This window comes from Burkholderia theae, from assembly GCF_048565265.1.
Classification (GTDB): Bacteria; Pseudomonadota; Gammaproteobacteria; order Burkholderiales; family Burkholderiaceae; genus Burkholderia; species Burkholderia theae.
Genome location: NZ_CP183462.1, coordinates 2023518 through 2040421 on the forward strand (window position 1 = coordinate 2023518; position 16904 = coordinate 2040421).

Sequence of the window (16904 nt, forward strand, 5' to 3'; positions counted from 1 at the left end):
CACGGGCGTGCCGCCGTCACATCACGCGCCGACGATCGAGATCGAGAACCCGTCCCAACCCTTCTGCCCGACCGTCTGCACGGCCGTCGTCGTGAGCTTCGGCTCGGCCACGAGACGCGCGAACCCGTCGCGCACGCCGACCACATCGGGCTCGCGATTGTCGGGATCGGCCACGCGCCCGCGGCGCACGACGTTGTCGACGACGATCACCGTGCCGGGCCGCGACAGCTTCAGCGCCGCGTCGAGATAAACGGGGTTGTTGTCCTTGTCGGCATCGATGAAGATGAAATCGAACGGCGGCTCATCCGCGTCGACGAGCCGTGAAAGGCTGTCCTTCGCGCTGCCGACGATCACCGACACGACTTCCGCGAACCCGGCGCGCGCGATGTTCTGCGTCGCGACCTTCGCATGCTCGGGGCTCAGCTCGAGCGTCACGAGCGTGCCGCCCGGCGGCAACGCGCGCGCGAGCCAGATCGTGCTGTAGCCGCCGAGCGTGCCGACCTCGAGGATGCGCCGCGCGCCGCGGATCGTCGCGAGCAGCTGCAGCAGCTTGCCCTGGTTCGGCGCGACGTTGATCGCGGGCAGCCCGGCCGCGTCGCTCGCCGCCAGCGCGGCGTCGAGCGCGTCGTCGGACGGCACGAGCGTCGCGGAGAAATACGCATCCACCTGGTTCCACTGATCCTGATCCATCGCGCACCCCTAGTCTGCGGAAAAAGGCATTCTATGCGCCGCGAACCCATAAGCAACAAACCATTCGTTCTAAGGACAGCAGCGCACGTGCTCCTATAATCGCCGGACAGCCGGACTCTCGACCTTCACAACAACAAACGGAGCACCCATGACCGATCAGGCCTCTTCGAACTGGCGTCTCGAAACCATCGCCGTGCACGGCGGCTATCGTCCCGACCCGACCACGCGTGCGGTCGCGGTACCGATCTACCAGACCGTTGCGTACGCATTCGACGACACGCAGCATGGCGCCGACCTGTTCGACCTGAAGGTCCAGGGCAACATCTATACGCGCATCATGAACCCGACGACGGACGTGCTCGAACAGCGGATCGCCGCGCTCGAGGGCGGCATTGGCGCGCTCGCGCTCGCGTCGGGGCAATCCGCCGTCACGTATGCGATCCAGACGATCGCCGAAGCCGGCGACAACATCGTGTCCGCGAGTTCGCTGTATGGCGGCACCTACAACCTGTTCGCGCACACGCTGCCGCAATACGGAATCACGACGCGCTTTGCCGATCCGCGCGATCCCGCGTCGTTCGAGCCGCTGATCGACGCGCGCACGAAGGCGATCTTCGCGGAATCGGTCGGCAATCCGCTCGGCAACGTCACCGACATTGCCGCGCTCGCGGAAGTCGCGCATCGCCACGGCATCCCGCTGATCGTCGACAACACGGTGCCGTCGCCGTACCTGCTGCGCCCGTTCGAGCACGGCGCGGACATCGTCGTGCATTCGCTGACGAAGTATCTCGGCGGGCACGGCACGAGCCTCGGCGGCGCGATCGTCGATTCGGGCAAGTTCCCGTGGGCGCAGCACGCCGACCGCTTCAAGCGGCTGAACGAACCCGACGTCAGCTATCACGGCGTCGTCTATACGGAAGCATTCGGGCCGGCCGCCTATATCGGCCGCGCGCGCGTGGTGCCGCTGCGCAACATGGGCGCGGCGATCTCGCCGTTCAATGCCTTCCAGATCCTGCAGGGGATCGAGACGCTCGCGCTGCGCGTCGAACGGATCAGCGACAACGCGCTGAAGATCGCGCAGCATCTCGCGCGCCACGAGAACGTCGAGTGGGTGAACTATGCAGGCCTGCCTGATCACCCCGACCATCCGCTCGTCGCGCGCTACCTGTCGGGCCGCGCACCGGGCATCCTGACGTTCGGCGTGAAGGGCGGCCGCGACGGCGGCGCGAAGTTCCAGGACGCGTTGAAGCTGTTCACGCGGCTCGTCAACATCGGCGATACGAAGTCGCTCGCGACGCATCCGGCGTCGACGACGCACCGGCAATTGTCGCCGGCCGAACTCGCGAAGGCCGGCGTGAAGGAGGAAACGGTGCGGCTGTCGATCGGCATCGAGCATATCGACGACCTGCTCGCCGATCTCGACCAGGCGCTCGCGCAGCTTTGACCGGAACGGGCGCGCGGGCTGGCCGGCGCGCGCCCTTTCATCAAAAGCCTTGACCCTGGAGCGGCTTCAGGGTGTTCAATCCCCGGTTGATGCCGGGGTAACGCCCGACGCGTACGAACCGCGCGACGCATCGGGTGCAGGACAGTACGCCCGCTGCGGCCCGCCCACTGCCCGAGGCCACATGACACCGACCGCGAAGCTTGCGCTGCTCACGTTACCGCCCGTGCTGGCGGCCTGTTTCGGCGCACTCGCGGCCGCATGGCGCGCGCCCGGCCCGAAGACGTCGAGCGTCATCCAGCATTTCACCGGCGGCATCGTGTTCGCGGCCGCCGCGCTCGAACTGCTGCCGCAGGACCGCGCGCACGCGCTGTTTCCGGTCGTCGTCGGTTTCGTGCTCGGCATCGCGCTGATGCTCGCGATCCGCGCGCTGTCGGGTGCGATCGAGACGCGCTTCGAGGAAGCACGCCTGCCCTTCAGCCTGATCATCGTCACCGCGATCGACCTCGTCGTCGACGGCCTCGTGCTCGGCATCGCGTTCTCCGCGAGCGACGAAAGCGGCATCATCCTGACCGTCGCGCTGACGCTCGAAGTGCTGTTCCTCGCGCTGTCGGTCAGCGCGGCGCTCGCGGCGGCCGGCATCGGCCGCACGCTGTCGATCGTCGTGCCGGTCGCGCTCGCGGCGCTGCTGAGCATCGCGGCCGTGGCCGGCAACGCGGCATTCGCGGGGCTACCGGCGAATATCTACGCGGCGCTGCTGGGGCTGGGCACCGTCGCGCTGCTGTACCTCGTCACCGAGGAGTTGCTGGTCGAAGCGCACGAAGTGCCTGAGACGCCGTTCGCGACGGTCGCCTTCTTCATCGGCTTCATCGTGTTCTTCCTGATCGAAGGATCGGTGAAGGCCTGGTAAGCCGCGCGACGGCTCGACGGCGCGCCGGCTACCACGTCGTCGCGCCCGCCGGATACGTGTCGATAATGCGCGTGCCGTTGACGGGCGTGACACCCTCGTTGCGCAGCGCGGCCCACAGGTCGATCGCGTGTTCGCGCGACTTGCGACTGCCGTCGTCGGTCAGCACGTTCAGCGCGATCACTTCGTCGCGTGTCGTCAGTTGCAGCTGTTCCTTCAGCTTGCGCGACTGATGCGACGCGGTACGGACTTCACCCAGCAGAATCCGCTTCTCCGCGACATTCGATTCGCCGCCCGCGTCGGCCGGCACGAACGTCAGTCGGCCGTCGTCGACTTCGCATTGCCCGCGCGTGAATGTCGCGCTCCACTCGCCTGCCGGCACGGCCGCGAATTCGCAGCGCATCCGCTCGTTCGCACGGCTGCCGACGTCGTGCGCCGACGCGTGCGACAGCGCCCGTTCCGGCCAGCCGGCCGCCATCGCCGCCGTCGACATCAAGCAGGCGGCAAACACGATTCCTGTTGCGATAGTGCGCATGGCGCGCTCCTTGTCATAGGGGGAACCGGCCGAGCGGCGTTACCGCGGTCGGCCGTGAATGAACGATCAACGCATCGCGAAGCGGTTGTCGTGCGCATCGACCGTCGGCGCCTTCTCGCCGCGATGCACCGTCGAGCGATGGATTTCCTGATTGCGCGCGACGGTTGCCGGGCTCGCCGGATAGTCGTGATTCGGGCTCGGGATCACGCCGTCGTGCCGCGCGCGCACCAGCTCCTGGCGCACTTCCTGCCGCGTCTTCGCCTGCGCGGCCGCCGCTTGCGAGAAGGCCGCGATCGACAGCGCGGCAACGGTCAAAACGATCATCGGTCGCCGAATGTTCATGGGGTTCGCTCCTTGCGGGTATCCGTGACGGGAGCCTTCACTTTGATCCGGCGGCGGTGCGGAATCGTGAGCGCAGCATGACGGTTTCGTCACGGTTTCCGCATGCACTCCATCGCAGTGCGAATGAACCTACGCGTGAATCGACGTCCTCATGACGTCGCGATGACATTTTTCTCATTTGTCCCTCACCTTCACGATCCGAACGCTTCCCAGAATCGCCAGCGCGTTCGCGACATTCCCGCTCGCCGGCAAAAGGCGCGGCGCCGGAATCGACCGATGCACGGAACGATCATCTTGAACCTCAGGGACACACCATGAAAACTCCAGTTCGGCTCGTCATGATGTCAGGCGCGCTACTCGCGACCGCCCACGCGGCGCACGCGTCGGAAGTCACGCTGTACGGCCTGTTCGATACGTCGCTGACGTATGTGTGGAACGCCAACGCGGACGGCAAAAACCTCGTCGGCCTCGGCAACGGCAATCTGCTCGGCAACCGCTTCGGCGTGAAAGGCGCGGAAGATCTGGGCGGCGGGCTGAAAGCGATCTTCACGCTGGAGAACGGCTTCAATCCGAATACCGGCGCGCTCGGGCAAGGCAACCGGATGTTCGGCCGGCAGGCATTCGTCGGCCTCGAAAGCGCACGCTGGGGCTCGCTGACGCTCGGCCGCCAGTACGACGCGCTCGCCGACGTCGCGTGGCCGGTGACGGGCGACTTCTACTTCGGCAGCGTCTACGCGACGCCCGGAGACGTCGACAACTACGACACGTCGTCGCGCACCGACAACGCGGTGAAGTACACGTCGCCCGTGATCAGCGGATTCCAGTTCGTCGGGATGTACGCACTCGGCGGCGTGGCCGGCAAGAGCGGCGCCGGGCAAACCTGGTCGGCCGGTTTGTCGTACAGCAATGGCCCGGTTGACGTGGCCGGCGGCTACTACTACGCGGCCAATCGCTCATCGCTCGCCAACGGGATCCGTACCGGCTGGAACGGCACCTCCGACGGAACGTTCGACGGGTCGCTGGTCAACGGCGGCTACATCTCCGCGAAATCGATCGGCATCGCGCGCGGCGCGCTGCGCTACAACTTCGCGCCGTTCGCGGTCGGCGTCGACTACAGCAACGCGCTGTACAAAGCCGATGCGATGTCCGCGTTTCGCAGCACGCAGAAGTACGACACGGCGCGCGGCTTCTTCAACTATCAGGCGACGCCCAGCCTGCTCGTTGGCGTCGGCTACAGTTACACGCGAGCCCGCGGCGATACAAGTGCGACCTATCACCAGGTGTCCGCGGGCGCCGACTACGTGCTGTCGAAGCGCACCGATCTTTATGCGGTCGGGGCATGGCAACGCGCTAACGGGGAACAGCGCACGCTCGACGGCGGCACGCAAACGGCGCAGGCGTCGATCGGCTCCTACGGCTATGGCGGCACGCGCACGCAAGGCATCGTCAATCTCGGCTTGCGCCACCGGTTCTGATCGCGACGGCGGCACGCGCGTGTGCGCGCCTGCGTGACGAAAATGTCACGTTCCGATCAGGTTCACGATGCGTCGTGCCGCTACGATCGGAACGGTAACGGGCGCGGCCCGTTCCCACCCACGCAGCGGATCGCTGTCGCACGACACGATCACGCGTTCAGCCCGGACTCGTCGAGTACCGGGCTTTTTTTTGATCGCGGGTCCGGCGCTCACGGTGCGGGATTGCGTTGCGGGAACAGGCAAGGATGCGTCTTCACGTACAGGTTCGGATTGCCGCAGCGATGCCCGGCATAGTCGATCTGCTCGCCCGGCATCAGGTCGGTCGGCACCGGCTTGCGCGCGGCGGCCGACACGGTCGTGCCGGGATCGGAACGTGTCGATACGCAGCCCGCGAACAACGGGACGATCAGGATTGCGATCAACGACAGGCGAATGGCGGGACGATGCACTTTTCGGTCCGGAATGAAAGTCTGAACGGGACCGCCCGCGTTCGATGCTGCTGTCGCGAGCGGGAAGAAAACCGAAGGCCGAGACGGCCGTCGACAGACTTCATGTTCCACTTCCCGCTCATTGCGCCCATGACGCGAACATGACGATTGCGTCATGCCGATCGAACGCGACCCGCGCGCCGCCGTGCAATCTGACGTTTTTTTCATCTGCCGATCACGGTGGCGCACGGCTGCTTTCGCATACTGGGTCCACGGTTCGCCACCCGGCGACCCCGATCAAGGAGAGCACTCAATGAACACCGCAAAACTCGCAGCACTGTTCGTCACCGCCACGCTGTCGCTCGGTATGGCCACGCAGGCCGCGTTTGCACAGTCGCAGACGCAAACGCAAACGCAGGGCAAGACCCGCACGCAGGTCGTCAACGAACTGAAGCAGGCGCAGCACGAAGGTGTCGTGCCGACGGGCAAGACGCGGTACCCGCCGACCGGCGAGATGGTCGCGCGCAACAAGGAGCTTCACGGGATTTCGGTGCATCGCGGCGAGAAGGCGCCGCAAACCGACAACCACGACGACCTGGCCAAGCGCTGATGTTGCGCCGGCAACCGATCGCGGGCAGCGCGCCGCACGCGGCCGCCTCACGGCGAACGCGCGGGCGTGCCTGCCCGCGGGTCAGGCGGCGCTGGCCGGTGGCCGCTGTGGTTCGGCCGGCCGCCGCGGAAAGCGCAGCCAGAACGTCGTACGCCGGCCGGGGTCGCTGTCGACGCCGCATTCGCCGCCGTGGTTGTCCATGATCGACCGGACGATCGCCAGGCCGAGCCCCGTCCCCGACGCCGAATTGTGCCGCGACGGATCGACGCGATAGAAGCGCTCGAAGATCCGCCCGACATGCTGCGCGTCGATGCCGGGCCCCGTATCCGACACGGCGATGGTCGTCGCGCCGCCCTGCGCCACGCAGTCGATCGTCACGACGCTGCCGCGCGGCGCATAGGTCAGCGCATTGGACAGCAGGTTGCTCAGCGCGCGCTGGTACAGCATCAGATCCGCATCGACCCACGCATGGCCGTCGACCTTCACCGACACGCCCTCATCCTCCGCGAGCGACTCGTAGTAGCCGGCGACACGCCCGGCCTCCTCCGCTGCATTCAAGCGCCGCACGTCGATCGACGTGCCGGCCTGTTCCGAGCGCGCGAGAAACAGCATGTCCTCGATCATCCGCGACAGCCGCTGGTATTCGTCGATGCTCGACTCGATCACGTTCCGGTATTCGTCCGCGCTGCGCGGCTGCGACAGCACGACCTGCGCGGCCGCCTGCAGGTTCGTCAGCGGCGTACGCATGTCGTGCGCGAGATTCGACGAAAACTGGCTCAACCGCGTGAACGATTCGTCCAGCCGCGCGAGCATCCCGTTGAACGCATGCTCCAGCTCCTTCAGTTCGCCGGACGTATCGAGTTCCGGCAGCGGATGGGCGAGCCGGCTCGACGACATCTGCTCGGCGCGCGCCGCGAACCGCCGCAGCGGGCTCAGCCCGAGCGCCGCGATGCCGTACGCGATCGCGGCCGCGAGCACCACGCCGAACACCTCGATCACGACGATCGTATAAGCATGCGTGCGCAACAGCAGTACGTCGGCGCTGCGGTCGTACTGCACCGCGACGCGCACCACGGGCGCCCCCGCGCCGGCGAGCGGCACGGTCGTCACGAGATACTGGTGCCGCGCGCCGGGCGGCGCGACGCCAACCGGCACGCGCCCCGCGTCAATCGACAGCAGCGGCGCATAGCGGCGGAAACCGGGCGTACCGACGAGGCGCGTGCCCGCCGCATCGTAGATCGCGAGATCCATGTTCGGATGGCCGTGCAGCTGGTCGATCCAGATATCGGTGTTGCGCGCGACCTCGGCCGTCGTGCGCGCGTCGGACAGGTGTCCGCCCAACGCCGCGGAAATGCCGGCCATCTGCTCGGCCGCCGTCGTTTCGACACGGTTGCTCAGCGCCTCGTAGAGCGCGAAGCCGCTCGACGCGAGGATCACCGACGTCGACAGGATGATCAGCGCGGTCAGGCGTCCGCGCAGCGTGCGCGGCAGCAGGCGCGCGATCATGCGGCCGCGCCGCCGCGCGCTTCGAGCACGTAGCCCATCCCGCGCACGGTGTGGATCAGCTTCGGTTCGTACGCGTCGTCGATCTTCGAACGCAGGCGCCGGATCGCCGAATCGACGACGTTCGTGTCGCTGTTGAAGTTCATGTCCCACACCTGCGACGCGATCGTCGCGCGCGGCAGGATCTCGCCCTCGCGGCGCATCAGCAGCCACAGCAGCGCGAATTCCTTCGCGGTCAGCAGGATCGTGTCGCCTTGCCGCGTGGCCTTGCGGCGCGTCAGGTCGAGTTCGAGATCGGCCACGCGCAGCGTGTTCGAATCGCGCGGCTGGCCGCGCCGCAGGATCGACTTGATGCGCGCGGTCAGCTCGACGAAGTCGAACGGCTTCGCGAGATAGTCGTCCGCGCCGAGCTCGAGCCCCTTCACGCGATCGCCGACGTCGTCGCGCGCGGTGAGGAACAGCACGGGCGTCGACTTGCTGCGCCGCAGGTTCTGCAACAGCGTCCAGCCGTCCTGCCCGGGCAGCATCACGTCGAGCACGAGCAGGTCGTATTCCTCGGTCTCGGCCTGATGCTGGCCCGTGATGCCGTCCTCGACCCAGTCGACGACGTAGCCGGCCTCGGTCAGGCCCTTGCGCAGATACGCGCCCGTCTTCGGTTCATCCTCGACAATCAGAATTCGCATCACGCATTACCCTTGAAGAAGCCCAGCCGGCGCAGCATGCCCATGCCGAAACCACCGCGAAACGCGGCGCGCCACGACACCGCATGGCTGACGCGATACAGCACGGGCAGCACCAGCAGCGTCAGCGCCGTGGACGACAGGATACCGCCGATCACGACCGTCGCGAGCGGGCGCTGCACCTCGGCGCCGGTGCCGGTCGCGAACGCCATCGGCAGGAACCCCAGCGACGCGACGAGCGCGGTCATCAGCACCGGGCGCAGCCGCGTGAGCGCGCCTTCGCGCACGGCGACGTCGAGCGGCGTCCCTTCGTCGCGCAGGTTGCGGATGAACGAGATCATCACGAGACCGTTGAGCACCGCGACGCCGGACAGCGCGATGAAGCCGACCGCCGCCGTGATCGACAGCGGAATCCCGCGCAGCCACAGCGACACGACGCCGCCGCTCAGCGCGAACGGTATGCCGGTGAACACGAGCAGCCCGTCCTTCACGTTGTTGAACATCACGAACAGCAGCACGAACACCATGAACAGCGCGAGCGGCACGACGAGCTTCAGGCGCTCGCTCGCGCTTTGCAGCTGTTCGAACTGCCCGCCCCACGATACCCAGTAGCCGGCGGGCACGCGCACGTCCTGCTGCAGTTGCTCGCGCGCATCGGCGACGAACGAACCGACGTCGCGGCCGCGCACGTTCGCGCTGACGACGACGCGCCGCTTGCCGTCCTCGCGGCTGATCTGGTTCGGACCGGGTGCGACGTCGATCGTCGCGAGCTCCGCGAGCGGCACGTACGGCGCCGCCGCGAGCGGCGCGCGGGCACCGGCCGCCGGTGCGGGCAGCGCGATCGGCAGCCGCTTGATCGCCTCGATGTCCGAGCGCAACTCGTCGGGCAGCCGCACGACGATGTCGAAGCGACGGTCGCCCTGGAACAGCGTGCCGGCCTTCTGCCCGCCGACGGCCGCGGCCACGGTGTCCTGCAGGTCGGCGACGCTCACGCCGTAGCGCGCGAGCTTGTCGCGGTCGAGCGTGACGGTCAGCACGGGCAGGCCCGTGGTCTGTTCGACTTTCACCTCGGACGCGCCCGGCACCTTCTGCAACGCGGCCGCGATCTGCTCGCCGGTCTGGTTCAGCACGGCCATGTCGTCGCCGAAGATCTTCACGGCGACGTCGCTGCGCACGCCCGAGATCAGTTCGTTGAAGCGCAGCTGGATCGGCTGCGAGAACTCGTACGCGTTGCCCGGCAGCTCGGCCAGCGCTTCCTCGATCTCGCGCACGAGCGTGTCGCGCGGTTTCTTCGGGTCGGGCCACTGATCGGCCGGCTTCAGCATGATGTAACCGTCCGACAGGTTCGGCGGCATCGGGTCGGCGGCGATCTCGGCCGTGCCGGTGCGCGCGAACACGCGCTCGATTTCGGGGAAACGCGTCTTCAGCGTCTTCTCGATCGACTTCTGCATCTCGACCGACTGCGACAGGCTCGTGCCGGGAATCCGCAGCGCGGAGACGGCCAGGTCGCCTTCGTTGAGACTCGGAATGAACTCGCTGCCGAGCCGCGTGGCGAGCCCGAGCGTAACCAGCACGATCGCGCCCGCGCCGATCATCACGCGCGCCGGGCGCGTCATGAACGCGGCAAGCACCGGTTCGTACGCGCGCCGCGCCCAGCCCATCAGCCGGTTCTCCTTCTCCTCGACCCGCTCGCCGATGAACAGCGCGACGGCCGCCGGAATGAACGTGACGGTCAGCACCATCGCAGCCGCGAGCGCCATCACGACGGTAATCGCCATCGGATGGAACATCTTGCCTTCGACGCCGGTCAGCGCAAAGATCGGCAGGTACACGACCATGATGATCAGTTGCCCGAAGATCAGCGCGCGGCGTGCCTCCTGCGATGCGCCGAACACCTCCGCGAAACGCTCGTCGCGCGTGAGCGGCCGGCCGGCGGCGGCCTGCGCATGCGCGAGCCGCCGCACGCAGTTCTCGACGATCACCACCGCGCCGTCGACGATGATCCCGAAGTCGAGCGCGCCGAGGCTCATCAGGTTCGCGCTCACCTTCGCGTTCACCATGCCGGTGAAGGTCATCAGCATCGACAGCGGAATCACGAGCGCGGTGATCAGCGCCGCGCGGATATTGCCGAGGAACAGGAACAGCACCGCGATCACGAGGATCGCGCCTTCGAGCAGGTTCTTCTTCACCGTCGCGACGGCCTTCTCGACGAGCACGGTGCGGTCGTACACCGGAATCGCCTTCACGCCGGACGGCAGTGTGCGGTTCACGTCCTCCATCTTCGCGGCGACGGCCTTCGCGACGGTCCGGCTGTTCTCGCCCATCAGCATGAAGACCGTGCCGAGCACGACTTCCTCGCCGTTCGACGTCGCCGCGCCCGTGCGCAGCTCGCGGCCGATGTCGACCACCCCGACGTCCTTCATCCGCACCGGCACGCCGCCGACGTTGGTCAGCACGATGTTCGAGATGTCGTCGACGGTGCGTGCCTGGCCCGGCACGCGCACGAGATACTGCTCGCCGCGCTTCTCGATGTAGCCGGCGCCGACGTTGTCGTTGTTGCGTTCCAGCGCACGCACGACGTCGGCGAGCGTCAGCCCGTACGACATCAGCTTCGCCGGATTCGGCGCGACGCGGTATTCCTTCACGTAGCCGCCGATCGAGTTGACCTCGGTCACGCCGCGCACGTTCCTGAGCTGCGGTCTGACGACCCAGTCCTGCAGCTCGCGCAGGTCGGCCGCCGTATAGCGCGTGCCGTCGGGCTTGCGCGCGGCCGCGTCGGCCTCGACGGTCCACAGGTAGATCTCGCCGAGACCCGTCGACGTCGGACCCATCGCGGGTGCGATGCCGGGCGGCAGCTTGTCCTTCGCTTCCTGGATGCGTTCGTTGACGAGTTGCCGCGCGAAATAGATGTCGGTGCCGTCCTTGAAGATCACGGTGACCTGCGACAGCCCGTAGCGCGAGATCGAGCGCGTCTGCTCGAGGCCCGGCAGCCCGGCCATCACGGTTTCCACCGGATAGGTGATGCGCTGCTCGGCCTCGAGCGGCGAATAACCGGGCGCGGCCGTGTTGATCTGGACTTGCACGTTGGTAATGTCGGGCACCGCGTCGATCGGCAGCTTCTGGTAGCTGAAGACGCCCAGCGCGGCCACGGCCGCGATCGCCAGCATCACGAGCCAGCGGTGCGCAATCGCAAAGCGGATCAGGCGCTCAAACATGACGGTATTCCTTGAAACGGGGAACGGTCGCCCGCACCGGACGGGCCGCCCGGCCGGTCACCCGGAGCGGCGTATTGCGCGCCGCAGGGCGGGCCACGTTTCGGGCCGCGAATCGTGCGACGACACGCGCGTATCGCTCATTCATGTTCCGCGCTCCCCTTGCCGAGCTCGGCCTTCAGCACGAAGCTGTTTGACGCCGCGTATTCCTGGCCCGGCTTGAGCCCCTTCAGCACTTCGGTCGCGCGTTCGTCGCGCCGCCCCGTCTCGACGGCCTGCGCGACGAACCCCTTCGGCGAGCGCACGAACACCGACGGCGCACCGTCGACGTCCTGCAGCGCGTCGCTCGCGACCGCGAGCGGCACGCCCTGCCTGCCCGCGTCGACCGACACGTTCACGAACATCCCGGGGCGCCACACGCCGTCCGGGTTCGGCAGCACGACGCGCGCCGGCGCGGTGCGCGTCTGCTCACCGAGCAAGGACCCGACATACGCGATCGGGCCGCTCGAACGCGATTCGAACGCGGTCGCGCTGACGGTCGCGTCGCGGCCGACCCGCACGTCGTTGAGCCGCTGCGCGGGCACGGCCATCTCGGCCCATACCGTCGACAGGTCGGAGATCACGAACATGCTGGCATCGGCGGCGATCGCCTCGCCGGGCGTCGCATGCTTCTCGACGATCGTGCCCGCGAACGGCGCACGCAACTCGTAGCGGTTCAGCGCGCCCGCGCCGACCGGCGCGTTCAGCGCGGCGAGCTTCTGCCGCGCGTTCTGCACGGCGATCTCGGCCTCGCGCAGCTGCACCTGCGCCTGCTGGTAGTCCTGTTCGGCCGAGATGCGCTCCTTCCACAACGTACGTTCGCGCTCGTAGGTCGCGCGTGCACCCGACAGCCGGCGCTCGGCCGTCAGCAGTTCGCTGCGCCGGTCGGCGAGATCGGTGCTCGCGATCACGGCCAGCACCTGCCCCTTCGCGATGTTCTGCCCGAGCGACACCGACACCTGCTCGACGATGCCGGCCACGCGCGGCACCACGTGCGCGGTGCGATCCTCGTTGAACTTGATCTCGCCCGGCAACTGGAACGGCGTCGCGATCTGCGCGGGGCCGGCCTTCGCGAGCGCGATCTTCGACGTCGCCAACTGCGCGTCGGTCAGCGCGATCGCGCCGTCGGCGCGCGCGAACGGGAACGACGCGGCGTCGTTGCCCGCCTTGATGTCGATCGTCGCATCGAACACGTGCGGCTTCGCGATCGGTTGCGCGGACACGAACTTCTGGCCGGCCGCGTCGAAACGCAGGGGTTCGTGCGAGCGGTCGTAGCGGACCAGCGTGCCGGACACGGTCACGCCCTTGTCGGCCGGCTTGCCGTCGACGAACGGATAGACGACGAGGCGCGCGTCGCCGGGTTTTTCCGTCATCACGATTTCGACGGCGAGCCTGCCGCGCTTCAACACGACGCCGCCGCGCGCGCCGACGCCATCAGCCGGCCGCGCGGCTTCGGCGGCCGCGGGCGCGGATGCATTGCTCCCGCCCCGCGTGACGGCGAGCGCGCCGAGCGCGATCCCGGCGGCGCCGAGCACGGCCGCCGCAATAACGATGATTCTGCTGCGTGACATGATGATCCTTCAGGTAAGAGGGGCGCTTATCGCGCGACGGCCGCGAGCGGCGTGCCGACGAGACGGCCGATGTCGGCACGGGCGGCGTGCGCGCCGGCGAGCGCGCGTACGTATTGCGACTGCCCCTGGAACAGCGTGCGCTGCGCGTCGAGCACGTCGAGGAAGCTGAACTTCCCGAGTTCGTAACCGCGCGACATCGCGTCGAGCGCGAGCCGCGCGGCCGGCAGGATGTCGGCCTTCAGCCGCTGCGCTTCCTGCTCGGCGGCCTCGAAATTCGCGTATGCCTGCGTGAGCTCCAGCCGCAGGCGCGTGCGTTCGCGATCGAGATCGGCATTCGCGCGCTCGGCCTTGTGTGTTGCTTCGAGCAGCGCGCCCTTGTTCGTGTTGAACAGCGGGATCGGGATCGACACGCCGACCACCGCCTGGTTGTCCGGCACGCCGCCCGTGGTCACCCGCTTCACGCCCGCGCTGACCGTCACGTCCGGAATGCGTCGCGCGCGTTCGAGCGACACGGCCGCGTTCGAGCGCAGCATCTCGGCGCGCGCGATCCGCGCGAGCGGCGCGTCGTCGAGCTGTGCGGCCAGCGCGGACAGCGGCTCGACCGGCGGCACGGCTTCGAGGTCGCCGAGCACCGCGAGCCGGTCGCCGCGCGCTTCGCCCATCACCGCGTTCAGCTTCTCGCGCGCGACCTCGACTCGGCCGCGCGCGGTCACGACTTCGATCTGCACGCCGGCCGCCGCCACGTGCGCCTTCGTCGCCTCGACCGGCGACACCTTGCCGGCCTGCGCGCGACGCCCGGCGAGATCCGCGGAGCGCGCGGCGATCGCGGCCGATTCCTCGGTGACCTGAAGCTGGCGCTGCGCGGCGAGCAGCCCGTAGAACGCGGCGATCACGTCGGCGCGCACGACGGCGCCCTGCTCGTCGAGCGACGCGTTGGCGGACTCACGTCCGTACGACGCGACGTCGAGCCGCGCGCGACGCTTGCCGCCCAGCTCGATGGTCTGGTTGATCAGCGCGGTCGACGTGCGCTCGGCGCGGCTGAAACCTTCCTGCAGGAACGACACTTCGGGATTGGGGCGCGCGCCGGCCTGCATCAGCGCGCCGGCCGACGCATCGACGTCCGCGCGCGCGCCGCGCAGCGCCGGATTGTTCCGGGCCGCGACCGCGAGCGCATCGGGAAGCGTCAATGACGTGGCAGGGAGTGCGTCGGACGGCGGTGCGCTGCCGGAAGCAGCCGGGGTCGGGGCCGGGGCCGACGACAACGGCGGCTGCGCATGAGCCGTCGCGGCCATCGCGAAGACGATGGCCGCGGCGAGAGTGAGCTTGAGCATGTTCGGTTCTGCGGTAACGGTTTGCGACCGATGCTACGGTCCTGCCGCAGTGCGAACATGAGGCGAAGATGACATTTCCGTCATCTTGGGCACGGCTGCGTGCACGCGTGCGGCACCCCGCTGGAACGGCGTCCCGCGTCGACGATCAGGAGGATTCGGTGAACGTGCGGCGCGACGGCCGCACGGAAGACTGCAGCGGTGCGGGGAATCGGCATAGGCGTGCCGACCTCCCCGGTATGCGAATCAGACGGTCCCTTGCTTCGCGCGCCGGCGTTGCACCAGCCAGTCGAGCAGTTGCTGCCCGTCGCGTTCGCCGAACCAGCGCGCGTGCCCGATCAGGTAGCCGTCGTACGCGATGTCGACGATCGCCGGCGCGTCGATGATGCAGCCGAAATACGCGACTTCCGACAGCGCGAACTCCGTATGCACGATCGGCAGCAGCGCGACCAGCGCCGCATAGGCATCGTCGCTCAGCGGTTCGAGCGATTCGTAGCCGTCGAGCAGCGCGTCGATCTGCGCGTATTCGACGCGCCGCGCATCGGCCGGTGCCATCCAGTCGACGGTATTGCGCTCGATCGCGAGCGCAAGATCCATCACCGCGCAAGTGCGATCCGACAGCCCGAAATCGAGCACGGTGCGCACTTGCGCGCCGGGCCCCGCATCGGTCCACAACAGGTTCGACGCATGCCAGTCGCCGTGCGTCCACAGCGGCGGCAGCGCGGGCAGCAGCGGCACGAGGCGCGCGTGATACGGACCGATCGCGTCGGCCACGTCGCCGCGCCAGTCACGCGCACCGAGCGCGCGCACGAGCAGCGGCTGTGCCTCGACCCAGCGTTCGAGCGCGCCCGCCAGATCGGCCGACGACAGCACGCGAAAACTCGACAACAGCGTGCGAATGGGCCGCGCGGGCGCGTCGTAGCCGGCCGACGCGCGATGCAGCTCGGCGAGCGCGCGGCCGGCCGCGTACGCGTGCGAGGGATGCGTGAACGGCTGCCACGACATCACGCCGCGATACGGGTCGACGCCGGGCGCGAGCACATGCACCTCGTAGGTCCAGTCGCCGGATGCGAACGCGGTCGCACCATCGCGATCCGCCAGCACGTCCACCACCGGCATCCCGCGTTCGCGCAGATGCGCGATGAAGCGATGCTCTTCCTCGAGCCCCGCGACATCGCGCAGGCTCACGTGATGACGCTTGACGAACAGCCCGCGCCCGTCCGCCATCCGCACCAGCACGGCCGCCGCGAACTGTCGCGGGCTGTGCCACGTCAGCCGGGCCGGCTCGCCGGCGCCGTCGATCCGCGCGAGCACCGCCGCGACCTCGTCGTGCGTCATCAGCGGCCAGTCGCGTTCGGCCTGCACGCCGTCGACGCCGAATTGCGGCGGCGCGACGTCACGCGATACGGGCCCGTCCTGCTCGAGTGGGAATGACATGAACGACGTTGCTCCGTAGTTGAATCGGCGCGTGAATCAGCGCGCACCGCCGCCCGGCGCGAGCGCGCCGCCGGCCGCCGCGCGCAGCGTCGCGGCCGTCCGGCTCCAGTCGCGCCAGCCGACGACGGCGAGCCCGATGAACAGCGCATAGAGCCCGGCCGTCAGATACAGCTCCTTGAACACGAACATCCCGACGTACACGACGTTCACGATGATCCACAGCCCCCACGACGCGATGTAGCGCCGCGCGGTCCAGTATTGCGCAACGAGGCTGAACGCGGTCAGCGACGCATCGACGAACGGCAGTGCCGCATCGGTCCAGCGCGCCATCATGCCGCCGAGCAGCGCGCTGCCGACGACGGCCGCGATCAGGTCGGGCAGCATCTGCCGCGGCCGAACGCCCGTGACCGGCGCGACGTCGCCTGCCGATGCCGCGCCACCGCCGGCCTCGCTCGCGCGCTGCGCGAGCCAGCGTTGCCAGCCGTACACCTGCAGCACCGCGAACGCGCCCTGCAGCAGCATGTCCGAGTACAGCTTCGCATCGAAGAAGATCCAGCCGTACAGCGCGACCGACGCGAGCCCGACCGGCCAGCACAGCATGCGCCGCTTCGCGGTCAGCCAGATCGCGAGCGCGCTGACGATCACGCCGGCGATTTCGAGTGGGGACATCGTCTGTGCTCTCCAGGTTGGCTGCCGGGGCCGCGCG

At 68.3% G+C, this 16904-nt stretch carries 15 protein-coding genes; 4 read left to right on the top strand and 11 right to left on the bottom strand.

Going from position 1 to position 16904, the window contains the following annotated elements:
* Positions 1-21: 21 nt before the first annotated feature.
* The gene (locus tag ACN22W_RS26560; protein ID WP_419687707.1) at positions 22-690 is read right to left on the bottom strand and encodes an O-methyltransferase; all 669 of its coding nucleotides are present in this window, start codon (positions 688-690) and stop codon (positions 22-24) included.
* Positions 691-838: 148 nt separating this feature from the next.
* Between ACN22W_RS26560 and ACN22W_RS26565 the strand changes: the two genes are divergently transcribed.
* Both ACN22W_RS26565 and ACN22W_RS26570 read left to right on the top strand, forming a co-directional pair.
* Positions 839-2134, top strand: a complete 1296-nt coding sequence (locus tag ACN22W_RS26565) for an O-acetylhomoserine aminocarboxypropyltransferase/cysteine synthase family protein (protein ID WP_193101144.1) — start codon at positions 839-841, stop codon at positions 2132-2134.
* A gap of 181 nt (positions 2135-2315) precedes the next feature.
* Complete coding sequence (locus ACN22W_RS26570; protein WP_419687709.1) at positions 2316-3041, top strand: ZIP family metal transporter; 726 nt, start codon at positions 2316-2318, stop codon at positions 3039-3041.
* 28 nt (positions 3042-3069) lie between these two features.
* On the opposite strand, the gene ACN22W_RS26575 is transcribed toward ACN22W_RS26570, so the two are convergent.
* Positions 3070-3573: a hypothetical protein gene (locus ACN22W_RS26575; RefSeq protein WP_419687711.1), complete on the bottom strand. Its 504-nt coding sequence runs from the start codon at positions 3571-3573 to the stop codon at positions 3070-3072.
* Positions 3574-3639: 66 nt separating this feature from the next.
* Complete coding sequence (locus ACN22W_RS26580; protein ID WP_193101146.1) at positions 3640-3915, bottom strand: DUF4148 domain-containing protein; 276 nt, start codon at positions 3913-3915, stop codon at positions 3640-3642.
* A 314-nt stretch (positions 3916-4229) separates the two neighbouring features.
* On the opposite strand from ACN22W_RS26580, the gene ACN22W_RS26585 reads away from it, so the two are divergent.
* Positions 4230-5390 carry a porin gene (locus ACN22W_RS26585; protein ID WP_419687713.1) on the top strand — a complete coding sequence of 387 codons (1161 nt, stop codon included), beginning with the start codon at positions 4230-4232 and terminating at the stop codon, positions 5388-5390.
* Positions 5391-5599: 209 nt separating this feature from the next.
* Here the strand turns inward: ACN22W_RS26585 and ACN22W_RS26590 are convergent, their stop codons facing one another.
* Complete coding sequence (locus tag ACN22W_RS26590) at positions 5600-5839, bottom strand: hypothetical protein (protein ID WP_343490551.1); 240 nt, start codon at positions 5837-5839, stop codon at positions 5600-5602.
* A gap of 292 nt (positions 5840-6131) precedes the next feature.
* On the opposite strand from ACN22W_RS26590, the gene ACN22W_RS26595 reads away from it, so the two are divergent.
* Entirely contained in the window at positions 6132-6428 is a 297-nt protein-coding gene (locus ACN22W_RS26595; RefSeq protein WP_419687715.1) for a DUF4148 domain-containing protein, read from the top strand.
* 81 nt (positions 6429-6509) lie between these two features.
* Here the strand turns inward: ACN22W_RS26595 and ACN22W_RS26600 are convergent, their stop codons facing one another.
* The 7 genes from ACN22W_RS26600 to pnuC form a co-directional block, all read right to left on the bottom strand.
* Positions 6510-7934: a heavy metal sensor histidine kinase gene (locus tag ACN22W_RS26600; RefSeq protein ID WP_419687717.1), complete on the bottom strand. Its 1425-nt coding sequence runs from the start codon at positions 7932-7934 to the stop codon at positions 6510-6512.
* Positions 7931-8614: a heavy metal response regulator transcription factor IrlR gene (gene irlR / locus ACN22W_RS26605; protein ID WP_006490455.1), complete on the bottom strand. Its 684-nt coding sequence runs from the start codon at positions 8612-8614 to the stop codon at positions 7931-7933. The genes ACN22W_RS26600 and irlR overlap by 4 nt, the downstream gene beginning before the upstream one ends.
* Positions 8614-11826, bottom strand: a complete 3213-nt coding sequence (locus ACN22W_RS26610) for an efflux RND transporter permease subunit (protein WP_412025102.1) — start codon at positions 11824-11826, stop codon at positions 8614-8616. The genes irlR and ACN22W_RS26610 overlap by 1 nt, the downstream gene beginning before the upstream one ends.
* Positions 11827-11963: 137 nt before the next feature.
* Positions 11964-13433, bottom strand: a complete 1470-nt coding sequence (locus tag ACN22W_RS26615; protein ID WP_419687723.1) for an efflux RND transporter periplasmic adaptor subunit — start codon at positions 13431-13433, stop codon at positions 11964-11966.
* Positions 13434-13459: 26 nt separating this feature from the next.
* Positions 13460-14764: a TolC family protein gene (locus ACN22W_RS26620; RefSeq protein ID WP_419687725.1), complete on the bottom strand. Its 1305-nt coding sequence runs from the start codon at positions 14762-14764 to the stop codon at positions 13460-13462.
* Positions 14765-15007: 243 nt separating this feature from the next.
* Positions 15008-16198 carry a phosphotransferase enzyme family protein gene (locus ACN22W_RS26625; RefSeq protein WP_419687727.1) on the bottom strand — a complete coding sequence of 397 codons (1191 nt, stop codon included), beginning with the start codon at positions 16196-16198 and terminating at the stop codon, positions 15008-15010.
* A gap of 36 nt (positions 16199-16234) precedes the next feature.
* Complete coding sequence (gene pnuC / locus ACN22W_RS26630; RefSeq protein ID WP_193101154.1) at positions 16235-16867, bottom strand: nicotinamide riboside transporter PnuC; 633 nt, start codon at positions 16865-16867, stop codon at positions 16235-16237.
* Positions 16868-16904: the final 37 nt, after the last annotated feature.